8 protein-coding genes, 1 tRNA gene and 1 pseudogene are annotated in these 7,296 nt (G+C 64.3%); 9 read left to right on the top strand and 1 reads right to left on the bottom strand.

Annotation, left to right across the window (positions count from 1 at the left end):
- The 9 genes and pseudogenes from EOD07_RS15960 to EOD07_RS15910 all read left to right on the top strand — a co-directional run.
- A pseudogene (locus EOD07_RS15960) lies at positions 1 to 331 on the top strand (UDP-N-acetylglucosamine 1-carboxyvinyltransferase); the annotation flags it as partial.
- A gap of 335 nt (positions 332 to 666) precedes the next feature.
- On the top strand, positions 667 to 1,101 hold the full coding sequence (locus EOD07_RS15950) for a DUF2948 family protein (protein ID WP_040989429.1): 435 nt from the start codon (positions 667 to 669) through the stop codon (positions 1,099 to 1,101).
- Between the two features lie 5 nt (positions 1,102 to 1,106).
- Positions 1,107 to 2,399 carry a histidinol dehydrogenase gene (gene hisD / locus EOD07_RS15945; protein WP_127236154.1) on the top strand — a complete coding sequence of 431 codons (1,293 nt, stop codon included), beginning with the start codon at positions 1,107 to 1,109 and terminating at the stop codon, positions 2,397 to 2,399.
- A gap of 2 nt (positions 2,400 to 2,401) precedes the next feature.
- Positions 2,402 to 2,887 (top strand): UPF0262 family protein, encoded by a 486-nt coding sequence (locus EOD07_RS15940; protein WP_040989433.1) that lies wholly within the window; start codon positions 2,402 to 2,404, stop codon positions 2,885 to 2,887.
- Between the two features lie 178 nt (positions 2,888 to 3,065).
- Complete coding sequence (locus EOD07_RS15935; RefSeq protein WP_281059058.1) at positions 3,066 to 3,518, top strand: low molecular weight phosphatase family protein; 453 nt, start codon at positions 3,066 to 3,068, stop codon at positions 3,516 to 3,518.
- A gap of 186 nt (positions 3,519 to 3,704) precedes the next feature.
- Positions 3,705 to 3,923, top strand: coding sequence for a translation initiation factor IF-1 (infA, locus tag EOD07_RS15930; RefSeq protein WP_006200926.1), 219 nt, complete (start codon positions 3,705 to 3,707; stop codon positions 3,921 to 3,923).
- Positions 3,924 to 3,942: 19 nt separating this feature from the next.
- Entirely contained in the window at positions 3,943 to 4,569 is a 627-nt protein-coding gene (locus tag EOD07_RS15925) for a Maf-like protein (protein ID WP_040989438.1), read from the top strand.
- Between the two features lie 13 nt (positions 4,570 to 4,582).
- Positions 4,583 to 4,804: a DNA gyrase inhibitor YacG gene (yacG, locus tag EOD07_RS15920; protein ID WP_040989440.1), complete on the top strand. Its 222-nt coding sequence runs from the start codon at positions 4,583 to 4,585 to the stop codon at positions 4,802 to 4,804.
- Positions 4,805 to 5,084: 280 nt separating this feature from the next.
- A tRNA-Phe gene (locus EOD07_RS15910) sits at positions 5,085 to 5,160 on the top strand.
- A 223-nt stretch (positions 5,161 to 5,383) separates the two neighbouring features.
- On the opposite strand, the gene EOD07_RS15905 is transcribed toward EOD07_RS15910, so the two are convergent.
- The coding region (locus EOD07_RS15905) for a VWA domain-containing protein (RefSeq protein ID WP_127236152.1) at positions 5,384 to 7,296 on the bottom strand (1,913 nt) is incomplete at its 5' end.

The following is a 7,296-nucleotide window of genomic DNA, read 5'->3' as shown; positions in this document are numbered from 1 at the left end:
GTTCATGGGTCTGATGACGATGGCCAAGGGCAAGTCGCGCATCACCGAGACGATCTTCGAGAACCGCTTCATGCATGTTCAGGAACTCGCGCGCCTCGGCGCCCACATCACGCTTTCCGGCCAGACGGCGATCGTCGACGGCGTCGCCAAGCTCAAGGGCGCTCCCGTGATGGCGACCGACCTGCGCGCCTCGGTGTCGCTTGTCATCGCCGGCCTTGCGGCCGAGGGCGAGACCACGGTCAACCGCGTCTACCATCTCGACCGCGGCTTCGAGCGGCTGGAAGAGAAGCTCTCCGGCTGCGGCGCGGTGATCGAGCGCATTTCGGGCTGAGTGATCGCAAGGCAAGCCTTGCGAATAAGAGCGGTCTTCCCCTGCTGGAGCCCAAAGGCTCAGGTCGGCGCAGCCCCTCATCCGCCCTTCAGGCACCTTCTCCCCGCAAACGGGGAGAAGGCCGTGACTGCAGACTTGGCGCCCTTCCTGCGCCGTTTGCGATTGGCGAAATCGCTCCTTCTCCCCGTCGCTATACGGGGAGAAGCGCCCGGCAGGGCGATGAGGGGCGGCGCAGACCTGACGTGATTGCCTTCTGCTGTGCCCGTGCCGAGGTTGCACGGACCGGAAAGACCGCATAACAGAGGCTGAAACCAACCTTCAGGTGCGCATTCCGCATGGCAGCTCTCAAGCTCATCGCGCTCGACGAACAGGATTTGAGCATCGTCTCGGCGCATGTCCAGGACGCCGTGATGAAGGTCTCCGACCTCGAATACCTGCCGGCGGCCAAGCGCTTCGTGCTGACCATGAACCGTTTCGTCTGGGAGGCGAAATCCGGTCTGTTCCGTCAGCACAATGAACGGCGGCAGAGCGTTCTGCATTTCGACCGCGTGCTCGGCGCCAAGACCAGCGGCATTGCGCGCGACAAGCCGGCCGAGGTGCTGTCGCTGCTGGCGGTCAGCTTCATCGCCATCAGCAAGCCGGCCGGCATCGTCGAATTGGTGTTTTCGGGCGGCGGCACCATCATGCTCGACGTCGAATGCGTCGAGGCCAGGCTTGCCGATGTCGGCGGCTCCTGGGAAGCCTCCTCGCGCCCCGTGCACAGAGGCTGAACGCAATGGCCATCACACTCCGTCAGCAGGACGCCGATTTCGAGCAGCGCTTTTCGGCCTTCCTCACCACCAAGCGCGAGGTGTCGGCCGATGTCGAGGCCGTGGTGCGCGACATCGTCGCGCGCGTGCGCGCCGAAGGCGACAAGGCGCTGATCGACTACACGCTGAAGTTCGACAAGGCCGATCTCGGCGCGCTCGGCATCGCCGTGTCGAAGAACGACATCGCCAAGGCCTATGAAACGGCCGATCCGGCGACCGTCGAGGCGCTCAAATTCGCGCGCGACCGTATCCGTTCGCATCATGAGCGGCAGAAGCCGAAGGACGACCGCTACACGGATGCCGCCGGCGTCGAGCTCGGCTCGCGCTGGACGGCGATCGAAGCCGTCGGCCTTTACGTGCCGGGCGGCACGGCGAGCTACCCGAGCTCGGTGCTGATGAACGCCGTGCCGGCCAAGGTCGCCGGCGTCGAGCGCATCGTCATCGTGGTGCCGGCCTCGGGCGGCGTCATCAATCCGCTGGTGCTGGTGGCCGCCGACCTTGCCGGCGTTTCGGAAATCTACCGCGTCGGCGGCGCGCAGGCCGTTGCGGCGCTTGCCTATGGCACCGAGACAATCAGGCCGGTCGCCAAGATCGTCGGGCCGGGCAATGCCTATGTCGCGGCGGCCAAGCGCCAGGTGTTCGGCACGGTCGGCATCGACATGATCGCCGGGCCGTCGGAAGTGCTGGTGGTGGCCGATGCCGACAACGATCCGGACTGGATCGCCGCCGACCTCTTGGCGCAGGCCGAGCACGACGTTTCGGCGCAGTCGATCCTGATCACCGACGACGCAGACTTTGGCAGGGCGGTCGAGCAGGCCGTCGAACGCCAGCTGAAAGTTCTGCCGCGCGGCGAGACGGCGGCCGCGAGCTGGCGCGATTTCGGCGCGGTCATCCTGGTGCCGACGCTCGAGGCCTCGCTGCCGCTGGTCGACAGAATCGCCGCAGAGCATGTCGAGCTCGCCTTCGACGATGCCGAGGCATTCCTTGCCAGGATGCGCAATGCAGGCGCCGTCTTTATCGGCAGGCACACCCCGGAAGTGATCGGCGACTATGTCGGCGGCTCCAACCACGTCCTGCCGACGGCACGCTCGGCGCGGTTTTCCTCCGGGCTGTCGGTGCTCGATTTCGTCAAGCGCAGCTCGATCCTGAAGCTCGGCCCGGAGCAGCTCAAGGCGCTGGCGCCCGCCGCGATCGCGCTCGCCAAGGCCGAAGGGCTCGACGCGCATGCCCGCTCCGTCGCGATCAGGTTGAACATGTAGCGATGTCCGGCCACAACCAAACCCGCGACAGGCTGATCGACGTCGAGCTCGACGAATCGATCGGACGTTCGACGCCCGACGTCGAGCACGAGCGGGCCGTGGCGATCTTCGACCTCATCGAGGAGAACAGTTTTCGGCCGGTCAATGATGACGGCGCGGGCCCTTACAGGCTCAAGCTTTCGCTGGCCGAGTCCCGCCTGGTCTTCGCCGTCAGCCGCGAGAACGGCGCCGAGGTGGTCACCCACATCCTGTCGCTGACGCCGCTGAGGCGTATCGTCAAGGACTATTACCTGATCTGCGAAAGCTATTACGAGGCCATCCGCTCCTCGACGCCGAGCCATATCGAGGCGATCGACATGGGCAGGCGCGGCCTGCACAATGAGGGCTCGCAAACCCTGATGGACCGGCTCGCCGGCAAGATCGAGATCGACTTCGACACGGCGCGACGGCTGTTCACGCTGGTCTGCGTGCTGCACTGGCGGGGCTAGATCAGGATGACGTTTCGTTGAATCGCCATCCTGATCTAACTCTTTGTTGGAGCATGATCTTTTCCGAAAACCGGTTCCCACTTTTCGGGATCATGCTCTTTTGTTGGAGCATGATCTTCTCCGGAAACCGGTTCCCCCTTTTTGCGTGCGCTGACCTCCGGTTCGGGATCATGCTCTAGTGCGAGCCGCCCTGCCTCACTCGATCCTGTTCCTGTGCGGCATGAACGCCGTGCGCTCGCCGATCGCCGAACAATTGGCGCGCCGCATGCTGCCCGCCACCACCTTCGTGGCTTCGGCCGGCGTGCGCGCCGGCGAGCGCGACCCGTTCGTCGATGCGGTGCTCGCCGAAGAAGGCCTTTCGCTTGGCGAGCGCCAGCCCAGGACGCTGGAGGATATGGAGGACGATTATTTCGACCTGATCGTGACGCTGGCGCCGGAGGCGCACCATGCGGCGCTCGAGCTCACCCGCTCGCTCGCCGTCGAGGTCGAATACTGGCCGATGCCCGACCCGACCGACACAGGCGGGACGCGCGAGCACATCATGGCCGCCTACCGCGACGTGCGCGAGCGGCTGAAGACGCGCATAAGCCGACGTTTTCTGCTTCCGAAGGCAGAAAACGCGTCGGATTAAGCATGTTCACAAGCGGACGATTATCATATAGGTTCCGCCGCAAATTCCGGCTGGAGTCGGATGATTTCGGGCCTGTTCGACCCGAAATCATCCGACTCCAGACCAAGAGTAGAGCATGATGTCGTCCGAAAACCGCTTCGGCATCATACTCTAGGCGCCGGAGCGCAATCCAAGCAAAGGTATCGAATGCCGAAGGAAGAAGTCCTCGAATTTCCGGGCGTGGTCACGGAACTGCTGCCCAATGCGATGTTCAGGGTGAAGCTCGAAAACGAGCACGAGATCATCGCCCACACGGCCGGCCGCATGCGCAAGAACCGCATCCGCGTGCTGACCGGCGACAAGGTCCTGGTCGAGATGACGCCTTACGACCTGACCAAGGGCCGCATCACCTACCGTTTCAAATAGCAAATCGGCGTCAAGCGCGATGAGCACCCTGCAGAAGCTCGTGCTTGCCTCGGGTTCGCCGCGCCGCATCGAACTCTTGCAGCAGGCCGGCATCGAGCCGGACCGTATTCTGCCCGCCGATGTCGACGAGACGCCGCTGCGCGCCGAGCATCCGCGCTCGCTGGCCAAGCGTCTTTGCAAGGACAAGGCCGAAAAGGCACTGGCCTCGCTGAAAAGCGAGGAAGACTATGCGCCTGCCTTCATCCTCGCCGCCGACACGGTGGTGGCGGTGGGGCGGCGCATCCTGCCCAAGGCCGAGACGATCGACGACGCCATCAATTGCCTCGGCCTGCTTTCCGGCCGCTCGCACCGGGTCTATTCCGGCATCTGCCTGATCACGCCCGGCGGCAAGCTGCGCCAGCGGCTGGTGGAGACCAGGGTTCGCTTCAAGCGGCTGCCGCGCGAGGAGATCGACGCCTATGTCGCCTCGGGCGAATGGCGCGGCAAGGCCGGCGGCTATGCGGTACAGGGCCTGGCCGGCTCCTTCGTCGTCAAGCTGGTCGGCTCCTATACCAATGTGGTCGGCCTGCCGCTCTACGAAAGCGTGGCGTTGCTTTCCGGCGAAGGCTTCAAGGCGCACAAGAACTGGCACGTCGCGCGGCCATGAGCATCGTCTACACATGAGTTCGGGCGACAAGGTCACGCCGCTGAGGCCGAAGCGGCCCTGCCCCGAATGCGGCAAACCGTCGGCGCGCGAGCATTATCCGTTCTGCTCGGCGCGCTGCAAGGACATCGACCTCAATCGCTGGCTGAAAGGCGCCTATGTCATCCCCGGCCGTGACGGGGAAGAGGAAGAGGACGACGCGCCCAAGCCAAGTCCCTCGCCCAAGGACGAGGATTGAGCGGCGGCGGCCGCTCAATCCAGCGATTTTTCTTTCCCGACAAAGCCGACGCCTAAGCTAAGTGCTTGTTTTCACGCAACTCAGGAGCAGGAAAGAGCCGCCCGTTTTTTCCGGGAATTGCACTTGTTTTTTTAGCAATTCCGGGGCGGAAAACCGCTGCACACTTTTCCTGGAATTGCTCTGGACAGCCAAGATACCCGTGCTATAACCCACGCGCTTTCAAGGGGCGCCGCCTGGTGCCTTCGTGAAACCCGGCAGGCGATCCCGTTAGCCGGCACAGGCCCAGATAGCTCAGTTGGTAGAGCAGCGGACTGAAAATCCGCGTGTCGGTGGTTCGAATCCGCCTCTGGGCACCATCCCCACAGTTCCTTCCGCCGAAGCCTCTGCGCTTCAGTCTCCGCAAATGGCTGAATTTGCCTACTTTTTCGGCGCGCAAGTCGCGGCTGGGCAAATTTTATCGCGTTTCTCTAGGCGGCTATCCTGTCATTTCTCGCGGATGCCCCCTGAGCGCGCGATGAAGCAAACGCCTCCTCAAGACCCCTCACAATATTCGATTTTCGACGCGCGGCACGGTAGTGGTCATCTTCCGAGCGCCAGGTACAGCTTGGGCAGCAGGTCGGTCAGTCGGTCGATCGTGGCGATGCTGAAGGCGTTCTTCTGGCCAAAGATGCGGCCTAGATAAGATTCGGCGTTGGAATCCAGCCCGACACAGAATGTGTTGACGCCAAGGCGGCTGAGACCTTGCACTGCTTTGCGCGCGTCTTCGACCAAATAGCGACGGTCCTCGACATCAATGTCCGATGGTTCGCCATCGCTGACGACGAGAAGCAGTCGCCTGTAGCTGCGTTGTGTCGCGAGGTCGGCGCCAGCGTGCCGGATGGCGGCGCCGAGCCTGGTCGAGAAGCTGCCTTGCAGCCCCGCCAGCCGCGCCTCGACCAAGCTGTCATAGGGCTGGCTGAAATCCTTGATCCGTGTATAGCGCACGTCCTCGCGACGATCGGAACAGAATGCGGCGATCGCGAAGGGATCGTCGAGACCGGACATGGCCTGCGACAGCAGCGCCGCGGCCTGGCGCTCGATGTCGAGCACGGTCCGGCGCCCGTTGGCGACGCGATCGTTGGTCGATTGCGAAACGTCCAGCAAAAGCAGCACCGAGAGGTCACGGCTGCGCCGCTCGTAGCGGCCATGGATGCGCGGGCTCGGCGTCTCCCCGATCCGACGTGCGATCGCTGCATCGATGCAGGCGTCGATGTCGAGGAATTCGCCCTCCGATTGCCGCCGCAGGCGCTCGGCGCGGCTGACCCTGGCCGAACGGATCAGCGCGGTGACCCTGCCGGCAAGGTCGCCGCGTTCATCGCGCAGCCTCGCCACCTGCTCGGCCGGGGCTGCGTTCGCCGGATATTCCTTGACCGACACCCAGTCGGGCTGCTCGCGGCCGGTCACGTAGTCGTACTCGGCGTAGCGCGCCGCCAGCACGCCTTCCATCCGCAGCGGCTCCATCTGCACGCGCCCCGCCTCGCCGTCCGGCCTGCTTTCCTGTTCGACGCGGTCGGGACGCTCGTCGTTCTCCTCTTGCCGGATGCGCGCCGACGACAGGACCTGCTCGGCATCCGCTGCCTGACTGTCGTCGTCGCCGAAATCCCAAAGCCCGAGATTGTCGTCGCGATACGGCGGCTGCACGACATAGTTCCTGGGGTCGAACTGGATCCGCATCTGGCCGAGATCGTTGCCAAGCAGGTTACCGATCCGCCGGCTGAGCTGCTGGTCATGCGGGTCTTCCCGTAAAAAGGCCTCGCGCGCCTTGGCGATCCACGGGTTCGGATCCTCGTAGGATGGATCGGCGAGCGCGCGCGCCAGCCGCGCGAAAAGGGCCGGCGCCGTGACGGCGCTCGATGGCTGCACGGTGTGAAAAGGCAGGAACAGTCGCGCAAGCCCGGGCAGTTCACGAATTGCGAGCTGCTCGACGCGAGCGTCCTCGATCAGCGATACCAGCGCGATCTGTGCCGGTTTGAGGCCGCCGATGGGAAAGCGTTCGCGCGTGAAGCGCAGATGAGCGCCGATATGGGCGACCACCGCGCGGTAAAGGCGCCCGGCATCGGAGGACTGGAAGCCGGGGAAGGATGAGGGCAGGCGGACCACGCTGCCGTCGAAGCCGGCGCGCCGTCGCGTCTGCTCGTGCGCGTTGGAAGGCGTCTCGCGAAGTGGCGGGCTGTCGCCCCACAGCGCCGTGAGAAAGGGCCTGAGCTTTGCTTCCATGTCCGCAAAGCCGATCTGGCCGCTGGCCCGCTGCAGCCATCGGATGGCGGAGGGGTCGTCAAGACGGAAGAAACGCAGGCGTCTTTCCCGATCTCCTTCGGCCATACGTATGCCGATGCGGGTCCATGATTCCAGGCCCTCCAGCCCGACCTGGAGCAGCAGCTGAGGCATATGGGCGAACAAGATCGCCAACGATTCCGGCGCGCTGTTGCTGACATATTCCACGAGCAGCAGCC

The sequence above is a fragment of the Mesorhizobium sp. M2C.T.Ca.TU.002.02.1.1 genome, from assembly GCF_003997225.1.
The sequence above is the reverse complement of the archived record's forward strand: the minus strand, read 5'-3'. Positions and strand labels throughout refer to the sequence as shown.